The sequence below is a fragment of the Alteromonas sp. 5E99-2 genome (assembly GCF_017368475.1).
Lineage (GTDB): Bacteria > Pseudomonadota > Gammaproteobacteria > Enterobacterales > Alteromonadaceae > Alteromonas_F.
In genome coordinates this window covers 1-17,732 of sequence record NZ_JAFNJE010000005.1, presented here as the reverse complement: position 1 = coordinate 17,732, position 17,732 = coordinate 1, and the positions used below count along the sequence as shown (strand labels likewise).

Below are 17,732 nucleotides of genomic sequence, written 5' to 3'. Positions count from 1 at the left end.
TTAATTTAAGCGCGGGAGTTAATACAATGGATACCAAATTTGACGAATTATTAGAGTTTCCAACCAACCAAACATTCAAAATAATGGGTGTTGCGGATGACGCGTTACCAGAACAAGTTATTTCTCGCTTACAGCAAATTGTGCCTGGTGATTACTCCCCCACTATCAAGCCTAGCTCAAAGGGCACGTACAATTCACTGTCAATTTGCGTTCATGTATCAAGCAAAGAACAAATGGAAACCATTTACACTGAGCTTTCAAAATTAGAGCTCGTTAAAGTGGTATTGTAGCTTTGGTTACTATCCGACAACTAGGCCGTCAGCCCTACTTACCTGTATGGCAAGCAATGCAAAGCTTTACAGACAATAGAGATGAATTTACCAATGACGAAATTTGGTTGGTTGAGCACGAGCCTGTTTTCACCCAAGGCCAAGCTGGAAAAGCAGAACACATACTCTCGCCCGGTGATATACCTATTGTAAATGTCGATAGAGGTGGTCAAGTCACTTATCACGGGCCAGGCCAGCAAGTAGTCTATGTGCTAATTAATTTAAAAAAGAAGAAATTAAGTGTCCGGCAATTGGTTTCAGCACTAGAACAGTGTGTCGTTAACGTTATGAACGACTATAATGTTGAAGCTTACCCCAAACCTGACGCTCCCGGTGTTTATGTAAACGAAGAAAAGCTGTGTTCATTGGGATTGCGAATTCGAAGAGGCTGCTCTTTTCATGGTTTAGCATTAAATGTAAATATGGATTTATCGCCGTTTAAACGCATAAACCCTTGCGGATATGCTAGCATGCAAATGGTAAATAGTGCGTCACTGGGCGGCCCACAAAATACAGATATTGCGAGTGAAAAATTAATTGATCATTTAGTTAATGAACTCGGTATAGAAGAGATAAACAGAAAAGAAGGTTTCGATGACTAGCGCAAGAGCTCAAGCAGGTGTAAAGCTTAGGGATGACGAAAAAGTAAAGCACATTCCTATTACAATTATTCCCACTGAAAAAGCAGAAATGCTACGTAAACCTGAGTGGATAAAAGTAAAACTACCTAGCACCACTGGAAAAATCGATCACATCAAAAAGACGCTTCGCAAAAACAAACTCCATTCAGTATGCGAAGAAGCGAGCTGCCCCAATTTAGCGGAGTGCTTTAACCACGGCACAGCTACATTTATGATATTGGGTGATATCTGTACCCGCCGCTGCCCTTTTTGTGATGTTGCTCATGGTAAGCCGCTTCCTCCCAGCGCCGAAGAACCTGAAAAGTTGGGTAAAACAATTAGTGAAATGGGGCTTCGCTATGTGGTGATCACATCAGTAGATAGAGACGATTTACGTGACGGTGGTGCACAACATTTTGTAGATTGTATTAGTGCCATACGCAAACACAGCCCTAGTACCACTATTGAAGTATTAGTCCCTGACTTCCGCGGCAGAATGGACCGAGCATTAGAGATATTGAAAACGTGCCCACCGGACGTGTTCAATCATAACCTAGAAACTATCCCTCGCCTGTACAGAGAATGTAGGCCTGGTGCGAATTATCAATGGTCTTTAGATTTGCTTAAAAAATTCAAAGCAAACCACCCTGATATCCCAACGAAATCAGGGGTTATGATGGGTATGGGTGAAAACAAAGATGAAATTGCGCAAGTTTTACGTGATTTACGCGCCCATGATGTAAACATGCTAACACTGGGGCAATATTTACAGCCTAGCCGCCACCATTACCCTGTTAAACGCTATGTTCACCCCGACGAATTCAACGAGCTAGACCAATATGCGAAAGAAGTTGGCTTTACTCACGCGGCCTGTGGCCCTATGGTTCGTTCAAGCTACCACGCTGATAAACAAGCTGCTGGGGAAGACGTAGGTAAATTCGAGCCTAAATAAAATAGACGTTTATCTTAGGGGCTTTTAATTCTTTAAAAGCCCTAATTTATTTTGAAAATGATAAATTGTTTGAATATTCATACACTTTATTTCTACCTTTGCTTTTAGATTGATACAAAGCCAAGTCTGCGGCAGACATTAAGTTATCAAAATTATATCCAACTGACGTAGTATCACTCACACCAAAACTGGCAGTTATAACAAATGACTGTTTAGTTGGTTTTGTGTCTATTTTTTCAATAATGTTTCTACAGTTTTCAGCAATAGATATCGCCTCTTGAGCATTGCTTCCCTCAAGAAAAATAGCAAACTCTTCTCCTCCCATTCGTGCTAGCGTCCATTTTGCGTCCAACTCAGAATTTAAGGTTCTTGCTACAGCCTTCAACGCCCAATCACCTACTTGGTGGCCATAGCTATCATTTATACGTTTGAAATGATCTAAGTCGAGTAAAATAATAGCCGTAGAAGAGCGCTTATTTCGAAGCTTATCTAGCCGCTCTAACGCTTTTTGGGTGAAAAAAGACCGATTATATGTTTTTGTAAGGTAATCTATTTCAGCCGCTATTTTTAACCGTTTTTGAACCTTTTTGGCTCGCCATGACCAGTACACCAAAAAGCACACTAAAATGGATACAAACAAAAGCAAGAGCAATGTACTTTCCATTCTTTCACGAGAAAGCTCTGCTTTGGTATGAAGTAATTTGTTTTCGCTATCTAGCATTTCCATTTCTGCTTCAACTTTCTGAACATCAAATTTTGCTTTTTCAATAGCTAATAGTAACTTCGCACTGTTCTCTTGAGTAACGTGATTTAACGCTATATATTTATTAAGAAAGTACACTGCTTTTTGATTGTTTTTAATCTGAGTATTTACGTTAGCTGCGATCTGATAAGCTTCCAGATAGGGCCTGTAATACCCCATTTCCTTTCCATCGCCAATAACCTTATTCACGTAACTTAGCGCTAACTCTATGTCATTTAACTCATACGCCATTTGCGCAATAAAAACCTGAAGAGTACGAGTTGATGGCGTATAACCAAACAAAATGACTTCAGGCTCAAAAGCCATTGCCTTTTCAATAACCGCCCGCTCAGCATTGTCATGCCAAAGTACTTTTAATTTGTCTACCTTAACTAAATGACTAGAAATTGATGGCTTTGTGTCCGAACATACATCTTCAAAGCGCTGAATAGTCTCTTTTGATTTCTCAAAATCAGCCTTCTCTACTTGTGCACTTAACATCAATGAAAAAACTCGGCATTTGTCTTCGCTAGTTAGCCGTTGATGCATCAAGTTTGACATCATAGAGACAACTTCATCATATTCACCAATTTCCCAGAAAAAATTTGATATGCTAAAAATCATATTTTGACGGGTTTGCGAGGAAAGTAACTCAGGTGCCGTTTCTAACAGTAAGCGTAATTTGTGTAACGTATGAAAAGAATCTCCCCAAGTTTTAACACCTGCGTTAACTGACAACATGGTCGTTAATACTGCTGCAGCGAGCTCTTTATCTTTTAAATTATCAGTATCAATTTGTGCCATCTGCGCCAAAGATTGCTCAAGCTCACCGTGTAATGCCATATGAAAAGCACGCAGATATTTTACTTTCTCACGTTGTTCGCCTACAAAAGTAAGTTCGCTCATATTGTCAATCATCGCAGATGACCTGTGCGGGTCTTTTATTCGTAATTCGAATGCACTTTGAAGTTCATCAAAGTGATCTGCATAAACATCACCAACAATTAAGCAACCTAAAAAAAACCAAATTTTTTTCAACTATTATATTACCTGGATAAATGTTACTAAGACGGAGTTTTAGATTTAATGGTTTTAGCGATATGAAAATCACTAAAGCGCATATTTTATACTCACCAGTTTATCTACACTCCAGCTTCCATACAACATAATCGTAATAGCAGAGTGTTTGCTCTAAGAATTAAAACATATATAGGCGTTTAGGTATCTTCCCTAAGCAAAAAAAGCTTTTCTCGGCATATTTCAGTATTATGCTACATAAAACATATCGTCATAAATAAGATAAAAACGCCATGAAGAAAACAATTTATATTGCATATACAGGTGGCACCATAGGTATGCAAGTATCCAAAAATGGTTACATTCCAGTTCCAGGTTTTCTAGAAGAAACACTGGCTAACATGCCAGAATTTCATCGTTCTGAAATGCCAAACTACGTACTTCATGAATACGAAAACTTAATTGACTCATCTAATATGAGTCCAAGCGATTGGAATTTAATTGCCGAAGACATCCGTAGTCAATACCATAAATACGATGCCTTTATCATATTGCACGGAACCGACACCATGGCTTATACCGCATCGGCACTAAGCTTTATGTTCGAAAATTTGCAAAAACCCGTTATTGTCACAGGCTCGCAAATTCCTTTAGCTGAATTGCGCTCAGATGGCCAAGAAAATTTACTTAATGCGCTCTATGTCGCTGCAAACTATCCCATTGCAGAAGTGACATTGTATTTTAGTAATAAACTCTTTAGAGGAAACCGAAGCAGAAAAATCGACGCGAATGGTTTTGACGCGTTTGGATCGCCTAATTTTCCCGCATTATTAGAAGCAGGTATCAATATATCGCTACTTGCAGGTGAACTAGTAACCCAGTCTTCTACTGAGCCCTTAATTGTAACGCCTATAAACACTCAACCCATTGGCGTAGTAACGCTCTATCCAGGGATAGCAACAGAAGTCATTGAAAACACGTTAAAACAACCTGTTAAAGCATTAATATTGTTAACCTATGGCGTGGGAAATGCGCCGCAGAATCCTAAGTTACTCGCTCAATTTGAACGAGCGACTCAAGAAGGTATTCTAGTCGTCAATTGTACTCAATGCTATAAAGGGAAAGTCAGTATGGAAGACTACGCTACTGGCCATACATTGTTTGATGCAGGTCTAATTTCTGGTTTTGATATGACGCCGGAAGCAGCCCTTGCAAAATTGCACTACGTGTTAGGTCAGCCAATCAACCATAGTCAGCGCAAAACACTAATGGCTAAAAATCTACGTGGTGAACTAAGCTGTTAATGTTTAATAACATATCAACTGGCTTCTACACCGCCTTCCCTCGCAGACAAATCATCCAATTGAGATAGTGTGGTATCAAAGTCACCTTTTTGCACTGTGTATTCAATGAGAACATGAAAAGATGACTGCCCGAATTTAACAGTTAACCCAGGAACATCCCAATGGCTTACCGTATTTAAAAAACGGTAAGCGATAGGCTCTCTGTCAAATACGTATTCGACTCTATTTTTCACTCAATTATTCTCTATACTTCAGAATTAGTAGGTTCGACATACGCAGCATTAACTACACAGTCTATTCGTTCTAAAACAGTTTCATCAGGAGAATCTACAAAAGTGCCGACAAACACATTGAGTAACTCACTCACACTTACTCGCTGAGAATTATTAAAATTATCACTTAACAACTTCATTTGCAGAGCCTGTTTTATATCTTGATGCTCTTTAGGGGTTTCTAGTTTTAATAAAATTTCTAACGTAACTAGCTGTTCAGAAAGGTTTGCTACACCGTTAATTTCGTTCTTTGCGGCCTGCTGCCACACTTTAGGCAACTCATTCCACGACGTAAAAGCAGTGATTTCTACGTTACTATTGTCGCAACGAAAACGCAGAAAATCAGATAAATTCTGAGCATGCGCTTGACGCTTTACTATTGCACTTCTCTGGCTATGTAATTTTCTTTTTTCTTCTACTTGGTTCAGCTTTTCTATCAATGAACCCCCAACACCTTTGGGTAAAGTTTTAACTTTATCGCTCAACTCAGAAAATAAAGTATCGTAAGCGCCTTTTTTCAAGTCGACACTTTGAACTAGGAAATCATTTATCAATTGCGTTATTGCGTTTATTTCAGCGCTTAGGGCTTGTTGCTTAACGTCACGTTCGTCCTTAGCCCTAGCAAACACTTTGTCATTTGCTTCGCGAAAAGAGCGCCATAACTTATTATCAAAGCGCTTTCCAGACGTTCCTATGTTACGCCATTGCTTTTGTAATGTTTTGGCCTCTTCTACTGCCTCTGAACTGTGTTCCTTGGACAATAGGGCTTCAACCTGTTTGATCAAAGCTGATTTAACACGTTTGTTTTCTTCAAAATAAGGGGTTAATTTCGCGAAAATAGCGTCTCTTCGTTTATCAAACTCTTGTTTAAAATAGGCGTAATCTTTTGGTGGTAATGAAGGCGTATCTCGCCATTGCCTTTGAATATTTTCAAAGCGCTTCGCATAGTCTTCATCAATAGACACAGTGTCTTTTAACATCTGATCTAACTCAAACAATAATGACTCTCTTTCTGTCTTTGCTGCTTGTCGTATTTCTTCTTGTTCTGCGAAAAAAGCGCGACACGGAACAAACGCCTGCTCTAACGCATCATCAAAAGCCTTATTTTGTTCTATATCACTTTGGGATAATTGGCTCCCCAAAGAAAGCGATTGCCACTGTTTTCTCAATACCTTTATCTGATCAGCACGTTGTTTCATCGACAATTCAGAATCATTAATAAGGCTTTGAGCTTGCGTCACCAACTCTGGCTTTCTGGGGCTAGCGAGGTACTGCTGCCACTCTTCCAAATGAGTGATTTTCTGTGAAACATCATCGTACTTGCGGGCAAGGTTTTCTTTTACAGCATCAGTGGCTTTTTCCCACTGTTTGTCTAATAGTTTGAATTGACTAAAAGCCGCCTTGTATTTCCCTTGTTCAATAAGACTAGACACCTTACCAAAAGAGCGATTTAACTGTGTTACTGCCTGTTTAACTGTTTCTTTGTGGTCGCGGAGACGCTTTCTAAGTTGTTTTTTAATGCTAGACCATTGTTCAAAATGCACTATTGCTAACGGTGATGATTTATCATAGACATCGTGAAAGTGGCTTTCTAACAAAGGTAACTTTTCTTGAATAGCCTCAGGTGTAGTTAAGATCTTTTCTTTTTCTTCTTCAACAAATTGAATAGCCTTAGACACTAACTCTCCATGTCTTTGCCATTCTGGTAATCGAATTAGTTTTGTTTTTAGTTCATCAAGGCGCTGTGCCAAAGGTTCGCTATTTTCTCTACCTATAAGGTCTGCAAATTTAGCAAGGTCATCGTTTGCGTTTTGAATTCGAACTTGTAGCTCTTCAAGTTGACTTAATGTAACAGCTTCAAGGTCGTTAAATATTGTGTTTACATCATTAGCTAATATTTGCACTAATGAGGTTATTGCCTCTAGCTGTAATTGCTTTTCCTGTAACAACTGCTCTTCTTTGTAGCTAGATTCCATACTCTCTATATGAAACGCCACTTTTTTATCTATCGTCAGCTTCTTTTCTTCAAACTGAATTTTGTCTCTTTCTTTTAGTACATCAAATTCAGTCGCAAATTGCTGATATTCTGATTCCAACAATTCTTTTTCTTTTACAACTATTTCAAAGTCACTTTGCTCAGTTAATGCCAAGTACTTTGCTAAATTCATTTTAACCTGTCGAATCAACTCTTCCGGTCTGGATTTAAGCGCTTCTAAACGAGAGATTTTTTTAACGATTAATTCGCTGTTATCTGCGATTTGATTCTTTTTCAACCAACGTTGTAGTACGCCAACATCATTTTGGCTTTCTACTAAGTGTGCTTTTAAATCCATTTGGCCATGTTTTAAAAACACTGCTTCAGCAAGAGAAGGTTTATTGACTTTATCAATCAGCTTGATTGCGAAATCGGTATCGTCAAAAAACACCCCACCCCGCTCTAATACTTCTGAGCACAGTTCCGTATCAGCAGACTCGATAAGAAACTGTTTTTTCTCACTATCAGACATGCTTTGTGACGAGAAAATAGTTTGCTTCACTTTCACTACCGCTGCTTTTTTTACTCTTGCATTTTTTGCTATTTGCGCCATTTTTTGCCAAAGCGCGAATGAATCAAGCTTAGTCAGTGCGGCAAGAGTAACGTCTACCGAGTCATCATTGAACGCAAGCTCGTGCAGTATCTGTCGTTCTTTTGGTAATGAAGGAGATAATTTGTCAATTGCTGCACATCGCAATTTAGGATCGGGTTTTGCGTAGTCAGGTGTGAAAAATTTACTAAAAATCATTTTCTTTAAATTTGGCTATTGTCTGAGAGTTGGGAATATCAGTAGACGCTGAATAACTTTCATCAAGTTCATTTCTAAATTCACGCTTACTTTTATGAACAATATTGCCGTCGGCACCTAAGGTCATATGCTCATTAGATTGCTCTACTTTAGCTTGATACAACATTACGGCTTGTAAGCAAACTGATTTTTGATTTTCGTCTAAAGCCGTACCATCTGGCCACTTGCCTGTTTCAGCCGCTTGTCTCAAGCGGCTGTACACATCAGGAGACATGGACGACAAAAGTACATCGAGGTTCATTGCGAAAACCTCTTAGCAATGACAATACGCACGCGGTTAACTGCATACCAAACAAAGCCCAAAGTACAGGTTCCCATGGCTAAGTTGTGCTGTAGGTCTCCAGGTTGCGCCCCTCCCCAAAACATAAAACCAAACCCTGTAACAAACAACAGTATTGCCAACATGGATTGATTTTGTAGCCCACGTAATTTATTAAAATGTTTTAGCTTTTGCTTTCTTAAAATATCATCAGCATCTGCAGCCTTTACGCCAAAGGCGCAATGACTGCAAGTTTCTGCTTTATCCGAAATTTTTTTATTACACGAAGGGCATTCTATTAACGCCATTTATAAACTCCAACCCACTATTTATCTTTTACCTTACTCCAATATTCTTCGGCAGTTGATTTCATTTCTTTGCATAAAAGCATGATGCCCAACAAATTCGGTAAGGTCATTACAACAATTGCAACTGCACTTAGCGCCCATATCAACGTCGTGTCAGAAAACGATGCCCAAACAAAACCAGCAACGTAAACAACGCGATAAGGCATGACTGATTTTGGCCCAAGCAAATAAGTCATTGCTCTATCGCCATAATAAGACCAAGCTATTGCAGTAGAAAAAGCGAACAACAATAAACCAATCGATACTATGTACTTACCAAAATCACCAAAATAACCACGAGTAAATGCAATTGCGGTTAATGGCGCTGAATGTACCAGAGATTTACCTTCAATAATAATATTGTCTTTCATTGGCTGACCATTTTCGATACTTAGCGTGCCGGTAAATAAGTCTTCATTACCCAGTGAATACGTTACATCTTCAGCAAACGAGCGAGCATGTAGTAACGTATAACCACCACTAATCGCTTTACCATTAGCAACGGATATTGAACCTGTATATGGCGTTACACCATGCTCATCTTCTTTATTCAAATAGCGGTATAGATTAGTTACGTCATCTGTATTTGACTCGTTATACTCACCTGAAATAAACAAGGTATCTGAGCGCTGGAATTCATTGTAGTGTTTTTCATTCCAAACCCCTGATGACAAAATAACCAAACCAGTAATCGTACAAATAATGATGGTATCAATGAAAGGTTCTAACAAAGAAACCATACCTTCAGAGGCCGACTCTTTGGTTTTCGCTGCAGCGTGAGCTATAGGCGCAGAACCTTGTCCTGCTTCATTGGAAAATAGACCTCGGTTAACACCGCGACTGAACGCATAAGACAAAGATGCTCCCAAAAATCCACCTGCTGCTGCAGAGCCAGTAAACGCATCGCTGATCACAGAAGAAAACGCAGGCCCGATGTTTTCAACATTGGCAAAAATAACCGCTAACGCACCGATTAAATAAATCAACGCCATAATAGGAACAATTTTAGATGTCACAGCTGCAATGCGCTGGATACCGCCTAAGATCACAAGCGCCAGTAAAATCCCCAACACACTTCCCACAATAACCGGCTCTATGCCAAAAGTAGATTCAATACTGGTAGCAATACCATTACTTTGAGGCAAGTTTCCGGTACCAAAAGAACAAATCACAGTGGCAACGGCAAAGGCTACCGCTAGCCACTTCATGTTTAATCTGCGGTCCATGTAATACATAGGTCCGCCAGCCATGGTGCCATCTTCAGTTTTAACTCGGTATTTATGAGATAGAGTTACTTCTACGAACTTGGTGGTCATACCTAAAAAGGCCGTCGCCCACATCCAAAACAAAGCCGCAGGGCCACCTAAAAATATCGCAAACGCCACACCACTAATATTACCTGTACCTACGGTGCCAGATAGCGCAGTAGTCAGCGCTCTGAAATGAGACGTATCGCCAGGTTCATCTCCGTGATCATATTTTCCCGTAACCACTTTCCAAGCATGACCAAAGAAACGAATCTGTGGGAACTTCAAATAAATGGTAAAAAATAGACCGACACCCAGTAATACATATGGGAACCAAACTGCTGAGCCTAAGAAACTATCCAGCAAGGTTAATAATTGATAAAAACTTTCCACGTTTTTTCCTCTTTTATTGTTATTTTATTCTGTGCTTAACGTAAAAATGGCAGCACACAGCCCACTGCCGAAAGAATATCTTCGCCTAATCTTTGACAACGAGGCACACTCCATCCGTACACAGGGTCTGGCAGGTTTGCATTATCTTTGAAAGGCATTTCAAATGTATACGACAAACAGTCGAAACGTTGACCCACTGCGTTACATGCTACGCGCATATCCGCTTCACCCGGCTTATCTTTGGAGTAACCGTATTCATCCTGAAACTCAGGTGTAATGGTTAATAAAGCGGTCTTGAATTTAGACTCCAACGCTGCAATTCGCTCAGAGTACTCAGGGTTGCCTTCAGCGCCAGCAACAAAATTATACGGTAGTGCTTCGTCACCGTGTAAATCTAAATACATGTCAACGCCAATATCATCCATTGCCGCTAATACAAGAGCAACTTCAGGGCTTTTCTCCATTGACGGGTTCGCCCATTCTCGGTTCAAATTCACACCCGCAGCGTTTGTTCTTAAATGACCACGAGCGCCACCATCAGGGTTCATATTCGGTACAACATAAAATGTCGCTTTATCCAAACAACGTCTTGCCACACCGTCTTCATCATCGAGTAAACGAGAAATGAGTCCTTCGGCGCACCACTGGGCCATAGTTTCACCAGGATGTTGCCTTGCAGTCACCCAAACATTTAATTTGTCTTCACTCGGCTCACCAATCACTAAAAGAGACATATCTCTACCGTCGAGGGTTTCGCCAAGTAATGTATGAGTACACAGGGAAGACATTTGAGCATCAGCGATAAGATCGAGATGTCTTTCGTAACTGTAAGGTGCGAAGTACGCAAAATAAATTGAAGGGTACTCAGGGTTGAATTCAAACGAGAGCGTGTCTCCATCGAATTCTGATTCTATCCTAAACCATGTCTGTCTATCGTAAGAGGCTACAACGCCGTAGTTTTCCCAACCCCCGGGATAAGCGGAATTGGCTAGTTCAGTAAGTTTAATTTTGTGGGCAATAAAGGGTTGTGTGACAAGTCGAAAGTGAAACCATTGATAAAAATCAGATTGGTTATCTTTTTTAATTGTTAAGACTATATCTTCAACTGAATCCGCTTTTACTACCTGAATGTTTCCACTGTCAAATTGACTGGAAATATGAAATTCAGACATCTGTCGTTCCATCTATTTCTATTAGAATATAAATAACATTGCACTAAGCTACTACTAAAGTAGCCCAAGTGATAGTGATTTCTAATTCTAGCCTTTTCAATAGACACAAAGGAAGTAAAACAAAGCGTAGATGTGCAAATAACCATCTATTTTGATAAATAAAACACTAGACCAAACCTAAGGAGGTAATAATATATGTCCATAAGATGAATGACGCAGACACCATAACTCATAAAGGCTTCTTAATACTAATCTTCAGAAAATTGAGTAAGTTCAGTAAAAGATGATAAGTATTCAATCACTTTTAAAGTCTCTATATTGAATACCTTATAATTACTAAGTTGAGTAACCTTAGTACTGTCAATTTGGCCATTCCGGTTAACAATAACGCTGATTTTAACCAATTTATCATTCGACGTTATATCGCAAATCTACGTAGTATTTTCATTGACTCTATTTGTAATACTTTCCACAAGGAAGTACATGAAGACAGAATGTTAACCGTTTGAGTTGATTTACAAGCTTACAACGAATCAACAACAAGCAAAGCACAATTCTAATTGTCTTTTAATTTACCTAGAGGTCCGTTTACTATGCGCGTCTTCTGCTACGTTTTAAAATAGAATGGAGCTTTGAGACACTAAAAATAATGACTAAATTAAATACAAAACCCCTGCATACGAAAAAACGTTAATGCAACCAGTTTCATTAAATTGCCTATTGAACACTCAATATCCAAGGAGCAATACCAGCCACGCCGCTCACTATAGTCTAGGCATTAGTTCGAAAACGGCTTCAATTCAATTGAAGGAAAGATCAAACAATATGTTCCGAAACTGCGAAACACCCAGAGACCTTACCTTTCGGTAAACCTTTATGCACATCATTATTATGCTTATTTGAAAAAGATTGTCTGAGTGTAATTTTCAGGAACCTTCTGAATATTCGATTTCGCTGGAATAAACTTTTGTTTTGACACAGCTTTAACGCTAGCTAAACCCCAAGCAGCCTCTGGTACTGATTTGATAATTTCAGGATTAAACGTATTCCCATTTGAATCTATTACGTATTGCAGGGTGACATACCCGTCTTCTAAATTTTTTGATATTTGTTTGCTAGATAGTGGAAAACTAAACTTGTCATTCTTCAATACCCAATATTCATCAATAGTGTCTTTTGATACTTCAATAGGATTTTGATTTAAAACTATTTTCTGGGTTGAAGTGCAACCTAAAATCAATATCGAAAAGAAAAAATTGAGAGAATTTTCATAAAGCATCCTTATCTATATAAATGAAAGTAATGCATAGCGAACGAAATAAACTACTTATTTCTTTTCGCATTAGTGAATGGCTAATCAGTTTGTAGTATTCAAGGCGTAATCGACAATTGCAAGACAAAACGACGTAAAAGAGATAAAAGAAGCAAGTTGCAAGATAAAATATCCAATACTTCTTAATGTGTAAGTGGTGGGAGCACTTTATCTAACTCACATTATAATCTCTAACTTTGTTGTCCGTCCCGTCAAAATTTGTGGAAAAAAGTTAATAAACGCCGAATGTAGAGCTACTGGCAGATTTTCTTGTTATCCAAAAAGTAATTGCTTGACAAAGGGGAGTCTATGTAGATTTTCTAAGCAGTAATAAAATTGTTGGTTAAAATAGCGAGGAACGAGCGAAAGGCAACTGTTTTTCGTCCTTATTAATTAGTTTATTATATTTCCCACGCTTAGTTATTTTTTGTTTTTTATACAACGGTATATCCCGACTAAGCTAATTAACACCCAGAAAGATTCAATCACAAAGGATGGGAAATTAAAATTTACGCTCAAAGAAATAATAATTAAAACAGACCCTAGGGCATTCATTACAGAATACTTTAATTCATGAATTGTCACCTTTTCTGTCTGCAATAAAAAATACGCATAGATAACAAAACTAACCCCAACTAAACCAATTAAATCATATATCAAGATGACTCCTTACGGTTATGTTCTCTGCTAGATATAAAGACTCTATATGAATATGTAGCCAGAGTTAAAAATAATGATGCAAATAATATATGTATGGAATTTTCCTTATTACTAAAAGTTAACCCAATAAGACCTGAGGCAGATATCAAAATGGGAATATAATAACTAATGTTTAATTTCAGTATCGTTTTTAAGGGAGCTTCGTATAATAAAATTAATAATTGTGCAAAGAATATATAGCCAAGTGAATAAGCGAAATATGTTTTCAATAAGTTATCGTCAAATTCTGGAACTGTTGTTCTAGATAAAGAAAAGTAACTTAAGCAGAATAAGAAAGCTATAACGATATCTATAGCTGCTCCGTATTTGTATGGTGATGACCCATCTTTACACAAATTTAGGGTCATGTGTAAATAGTCTACGACAAAACATAAACCAATCAAAAAACCAGTTAACCTTACCTCACTCATAACTCGAAATGGATCTGCTAAATCGAAAATTATTGATCCTAAAACCGCAGGGTATATTAATTGATATGCTAACTGATTAAATGCTCTTTTAGTGTCCATACAAATTTTCTATGTGAAATTGGTGTTACCCACTAAAAGTGGACATCCCTGTTAAGCGTACCTTGCCTCGTATTCATATGGGCTTACATAACCCAATGTTGAATGTTGACGTACGCGATTATAAAAAATTTCAATATACTCGATTTCATTTCTTGAAGCGAGTCGAATTTTTCTCCATAAATGAGCTCTACTTTCATTCTACTAAAGAATGATTACATAACAGCATTGTCCCAATAATTACTTCTTCGACTCATGCTGTATAGTGTTTTATTAGCGCGCACTTTACTCTTGGTCGCTCGCAAAGTACGCGGCTGACTTTTTTAAAAACGCATTCTCTTCTTTTAAATCGGCAAGTTGACGCTTAAGGCTTTGTACCTCATCAGAATCAGTTTGATGAAACTTAACACCTTGAATAGTTGAAAACTGATGAGCACTGCATCGCTTAAATTGTCGACGCCAGTTATAGATTTGCTGCGCGGAAATACCAAGCTCCGCTGCGACTGATTGGTTAGAATTACCTTCTTTATCCGCTCTACGAACAGCCTCTCTACGAAACTCTTCCGTATACGCATGAACCTTCTTTTTATTAGCCATAAATCACCTCTTTTCTAACTATAGGTGATGTCCACTTAAATTGGGTAAGTCCTGAATATAACGTTTCACTAAGGGGCGAAAACGCATTGCGTTTTTGTCCCAACGAGCAAAGCGAGTGAGTTTAGTGATTTGTTATATGCCATATTTACTCAAAAGCACTTCGGTCGATTGGCGAATAACCATAGATTCGCAACGATGTTGTCCCTTTCTCGTATTCAAATCCAATAGACTTGATAAGTGATTCCAAGCGAGCTGAATGATCAATAGTTACAATCTTGGTGGAACCGCTTTTAAAGCTATCTTCTTTATACTCGATTTCAAACCACATTACACTGAGCATCGGGTATGGTAAATGGTTATACCATTCATTGTCCCAAGCGGAAATATAATCTGAATCGATACAATTGAACCTGAAACATGGAACCCACTTGGATTTAAATTGAATACTTTCTCGCATAAAAGTAAACAGCTCATTCCATTTCGTATTGTTAGCCAGTCCAACGAGGTTTTTAGCAACTATTAACTTTTTTAATCTAGGGATTTCACTAACAAATGGGCGGTCATGTGGATGCAGTTCTGAATCAGCGTATGGAGCAATATTTTTCACGACTCCCCCAATGGCACCTAACGCTTCACTAACGGGCGAAAACGCATTGCGTTTTTGTCCCAGCGAGCAAAGCGAGTGAGTTTGGTGATGTCTTATAAACCTTACACATGAGCTTTAAAAAGAACATGCTCTTTTAGATTTGGAACATCCACTTTTGGGTGTATGAAATTGCTCATATTGTTAACCATACCAATACTCTCCATTACCTTAATAGAGTTTTTGTTATCTTTTACCGCAAAAGAAACAATTTCATTGAGATTGAGTGTTTCGAAGCCATATTCCAAGCACCCTTTTGCAGCTTCTGTGGCGTACCCCTTCCCCCAATAATTCTTTGAAAATCGCCAGCCGATTTCAACGCAAGGCGCAAATGGCAGACCATCTTCTATTTTGTTTAAGCCAACCAGCCCAATAAAAGTATTGGTTTCTTTGAGTTCACAAGACCAAAAACAACACCCGTTTTTTGCATTAAGATCCTTTAATCTCTGAACCACTCTGTCACATTCTTCTTTTGTCAGAGTTTTGGGAAAGAACTTCATTACATCTTCGTCTGCTGACATTTCATAGAAGTTTGGCCGATCACTTTCTATCCACTCTCTAATGATTAATCTATTTGTTTCAAAAATAACCATGCTAATCCGGTGTACAACGTCGCCTTAAGTTGTGAGTAATTGTTGGCTAAAATGTGACGCTAAGCGAAGCAACCTAGCCAACTGTATATTTTCCGTTTAATGTTCTCTTTAGCTCTAAAAGAGCCCAGAATTAACCGCGTATTCTAATTTGTTAGAATACCAGTTACATAAACAAACTTTGAAGCTCAGATTGTTGTTCCAAGCTAAGCTTATCAACTGATTTCAATGCGTATTGAAGTGCTGACTCGGCCTCTTCTGCCATATTAAAATTCAGATATGCCCTAATCAAGGCTGAATGAGCACCAAAAGATTGAGGATAGTTATTTCGATTCCACTTCAAAAGTTCCAACGCATCATCTTGACGGTTTAAATATTGTAACCACTGAGCGTAACCGTTTGCTTTATCTTCCGGAATTTTTATGTCCGTTTTGATAAGCGTCGAGCGATTGGCAAACTTCAACTGTAAATCAGCCAAAGTTTTAGGCACACCCTCTGGAATAGGCCATTCGGAAAACAAATATTTCAATCCCGCATACTGCCCTTGAAGCACGGTTGTATTATGCGTTTCATTACTAAAAATCTGAGACTTGACCATTAGTTCATCAGACGGATAACTAATCAATAAATCGAGAAAATGCTGATACGACTCTGTCATGGCTGGCTCTTCGTTAGCGATAGACACATACAAACGCCCTTGCAACTGATCGCTTTTGAGTGCCTTCTCGGCTATTCCAAGCAATTGCTGGTTGTTCCAGTATAAAGACGGGCTAATTGCGATAATGCCCTGAAATACGTCTGGTCGTTTTACCAATGTATTGATAGCAAACTGCCCGCCATGAGACGTTCCTGATAGAATTTGATAGTCCAGAGTACGGTATTGCTGTTTCACAAAGGGAATAACTTCTTTCTCAACAAAGGCTAGAAACCTGTCTGCATTTTCAAGTTGATTAGGGTTTTTCTTGTCTAAAGGCGTTACCGTCAGGTCTCTTACACGTGTTTTAAATGGGGTCACGATACCCACTACAATCATTTGCGGAATCTGCTCGAATTTTGCTAAATAATCTATTGTGCCAGCAGTATGTGGCCCCTGAATATCGCCATCGGTCACATACAACACTGGGTAACTACTCTGACTAGATTTATATCCCGCAGGCAGGTAAATAACCAAATCACGTTTTTCACCAAGTACAGCACTATTAATCGTCAATTCTTGTAATGTTGGTAATTCAGATACAGCCCAGCTCTCACAATGGCTTCCCAACATAGTTAATAGTAATCCGTATATTATGGTCTTCATTGATTTTCCTTAATTTTATTACGCTACTAGTAATTAGTGAGAGAACGACTGTAGCGATAACGAATGATATGGACTCCCCGGCCAAATTGGCATTGATTTAGCCAAATTAGTTTTTAGTATTCATGGCGTAGATGAACATGGCAAGATAAAACTACGCAAAACCGTTAAAAAAAAATTTTGTTAGCGGAAATAGCCAATTTACCTCAATGTGTCATTGGTATGGAAGCCTGCTCTGGTTCTCATTACTGGGCCACGATGTTCGCATCATGACATCTAAATTTGTTATTCCATACCGTCAAAATGATGCCAATGATGCTGAAGCTATTTGCGAAGCCGTCTCTCGCCCTAAAACCCGTTATGTCAGTATAAAAAGCGAAGAGCAAAAAGCGGTTTTATGCTTACATCGTATTCGTCAAGGCGCGATTAAAGACAGAACCGCTCTCATCCAAGGTGCCAGAACCGTTATACCCGTCAAGAATGCCCGACTCATTTGGGCTATATTACAATCAGGCAAAGAATATCAGGTTGATTATGTAGCTAACTAAATAGCTGTTACATACAAAAAGG

17 protein-coding genes and 2 pseudogenes are annotated in these 17,732 nt (G+C 38.7%); 5 read left to right on the top strand and 14 right to left on the bottom strand.

Translation table 11 applies throughout. The features are described from left to right. Window positions 1–26 precede the first annotated feature (26 nt). The 3 genes from ybeD to lipA are packed head-to-tail and all read left to right on the top strand — an operon-like array spanning window position 27 to window position 1,901. Window positions 27–290 (top strand): DUF493 family protein YbeD, encoded by a 264-nt coding sequence (gene ybeD / locus J3L16_RS06880; protein WP_207612161.1) that lies wholly within the window; start codon window positions 27–29, stop codon window positions 288–290. Next, window positions 284–931, top strand: a complete 648-nt coding sequence (gene lipB / locus J3L16_RS06875; RefSeq protein WP_207612332.1) for a lipoyl(octanoyl) transferase LipB — start codon at window positions 284–286, stop codon at window positions 929–931. The genes ybeD and lipB overlap by 7 nt, the downstream gene beginning before the upstream one ends. Next, window positions 924–1,901, top strand: a complete 978-nt coding sequence (gene lipA, locus J3L16_RS06870) for a lipoyl synthase (protein ID WP_207612160.1) — start codon at window positions 924–926, stop codon at window positions 1,899–1,901. The genes lipB and lipA overlap by 8 nt, the downstream gene beginning before the upstream one ends. A gap of 46 nt (window positions 1,902–1,947) precedes the next feature. Here the strand turns inward: lipA and J3L16_RS06865 are convergent, their stop codons facing one another. After that, window positions 1,948–3,681 carry a GGDEF domain-containing protein gene (locus J3L16_RS06865; protein WP_207612159.1) on the bottom strand — a complete coding sequence of 578 codons (1,734 nt, stop codon included), beginning with the start codon at window positions 3,679–3,681 and terminating at the stop codon, window positions 1,948–1,950. A 272-nt stretch (window positions 3,682–3,953) separates the two neighbouring features. Here J3L16_RS06865 and ansA point away from each other — a divergent pair, with 272 nt between their 5' ends. Then, a complete protein-coding gene (gene ansA, locus J3L16_RS06860; RefSeq protein WP_207612158.1) occupies window positions 3,954–4,964 on the top strand; it encodes an asparaginase in 1,011 nt (336 codons plus the stop codon). 14 nt (window positions 4,965–4,978) lie between these two features. On the opposite strand, the gene J3L16_RS06855 is transcribed toward ansA, so the two are convergent. The 13 genes and pseudogenes from J3L16_RS06855 to J3L16_RS06795 form a co-directional block, all read right to left on the bottom strand. Continuing rightward, window positions 4,979–5,197: a hypothetical protein gene (locus J3L16_RS06855; protein WP_207612157.1), complete on the bottom strand. Its 219-nt coding sequence runs from the start codon at window positions 5,195–5,197 to the stop codon at window positions 4,979–4,981. Between the two features lie 11 nt (window positions 5,198–5,208). After that, window positions 5,209–8,019 carry a DUF349 domain-containing protein gene (locus J3L16_RS06850; protein WP_207612156.1) on the bottom strand — a complete coding sequence of 937 codons (2,811 nt, stop codon included), beginning with the start codon at window positions 8,017–8,019 and terminating at the stop codon, window positions 5,209–5,211. Beyond that, window positions 8,009–8,320, bottom strand: coding sequence for a DUF1315 family protein (locus J3L16_RS06845; RefSeq protein WP_207612155.1), 312 nt, complete (start codon window positions 8,318–8,320; stop codon window positions 8,009–8,011). The genes J3L16_RS06850 and J3L16_RS06845 overlap by 11 nt, the downstream gene beginning before the upstream one ends. After that, window positions 8,317–8,646, bottom strand: a complete 330-nt coding sequence (locus J3L16_RS06840; RefSeq protein ID WP_207612154.1) for a hypothetical protein — start codon at window positions 8,644–8,646, stop codon at window positions 8,317–8,319. The genes J3L16_RS06845 and J3L16_RS06840 overlap by 4 nt, the downstream gene beginning before the upstream one ends. Before the next feature lie 17 nt (window positions 8,647–8,663). Then, window positions 8,664–10,325 (bottom strand): amino acid carrier protein, encoded by a 1,662-nt coding sequence (locus tag J3L16_RS06835; protein WP_207612153.1) that lies wholly within the window; start codon window positions 10,323–10,325, stop codon window positions 8,664–8,666. Between the two features lie 35 nt (window positions 10,326–10,360). Next, window positions 10,361–11,497, bottom strand: coding sequence for a M14-type cytosolic carboxypeptidase (locus J3L16_RS06830; protein WP_207612152.1), 1,137 nt, complete (start codon window positions 11,495–11,497; stop codon window positions 10,361–10,363). 895 nt (window positions 11,498–12,392) lie between these two features. Then, the gene (locus tag J3L16_RS06825; protein WP_207612151.1) at window positions 12,393–12,776 is read right to left on the bottom strand and encodes an energy transducer TonB; all 384 of its coding nucleotides are present in this window, start codon (window positions 12,774–12,776) and stop codon (window positions 12,393–12,395) included. Between the two features lie 689 nt (window positions 12,777–13,465). After that, window positions 13,466–14,038, bottom strand: coding sequence for a hypothetical protein (locus J3L16_RS06820; protein ID WP_207612150.1), 573 nt, complete (start codon window positions 14,036–14,038; stop codon window positions 13,466–13,468). 51 nt (window positions 14,039–14,089) lie between these two features. Next, window positions 14,090–14,295 (bottom strand): annotated as a pseudogene (locus tag J3L16_RS16255) (IS3 family transposase); the annotation flags it as partial. Between the two features lie 25 nt (window positions 14,296–14,320). Then, window positions 14,321–14,632: a transposase gene (locus tag J3L16_RS06810; protein ID WP_207612148.1), complete on the bottom strand. Its 312-nt coding sequence runs from the start codon at window positions 14,630–14,632 to the stop codon at window positions 14,321–14,323. A 145-nt stretch (window positions 14,633–14,777) separates the two neighbouring features. Continuing rightward, entirely contained in the window at window positions 14,778–15,239 is a 462-nt protein-coding gene (locus J3L16_RS06805; RefSeq protein WP_347564649.1) for a DUF6678 family protein, read from the bottom strand. Between the two features lie 101 nt (window positions 15,240–15,340). After that, window positions 15,341–15,868 (bottom strand): GNAT family N-acetyltransferase, encoded by a 528-nt coding sequence (locus tag J3L16_RS06800; RefSeq protein WP_207612147.1) that lies wholly within the window; start codon window positions 15,866–15,868, stop codon window positions 15,341–15,343. A gap of 163 nt (window positions 15,869–16,031) precedes the next feature. Beyond that, the gene (locus tag J3L16_RS06795; protein WP_207612146.1) at window positions 16,032–17,165 is read right to left on the bottom strand and encodes an alpha/beta hydrolase-fold protein; all 1,134 of its coding nucleotides are present in this window, start codon (window positions 17,163–17,165) and stop codon (window positions 16,032–16,034) included. A gap of 85 nt (window positions 17,166–17,250) precedes the next feature. Here J3L16_RS06795 and J3L16_RS06790 point away from each other — a divergent pair. Next, window positions 17,251–17,611: pseudogene (locus J3L16_RS06790) on the top strand (IS110 family transposase); the annotation flags it as partial. Between the last annotated feature and the right edge of the window lie 121 nt (window positions 17,612–17,732).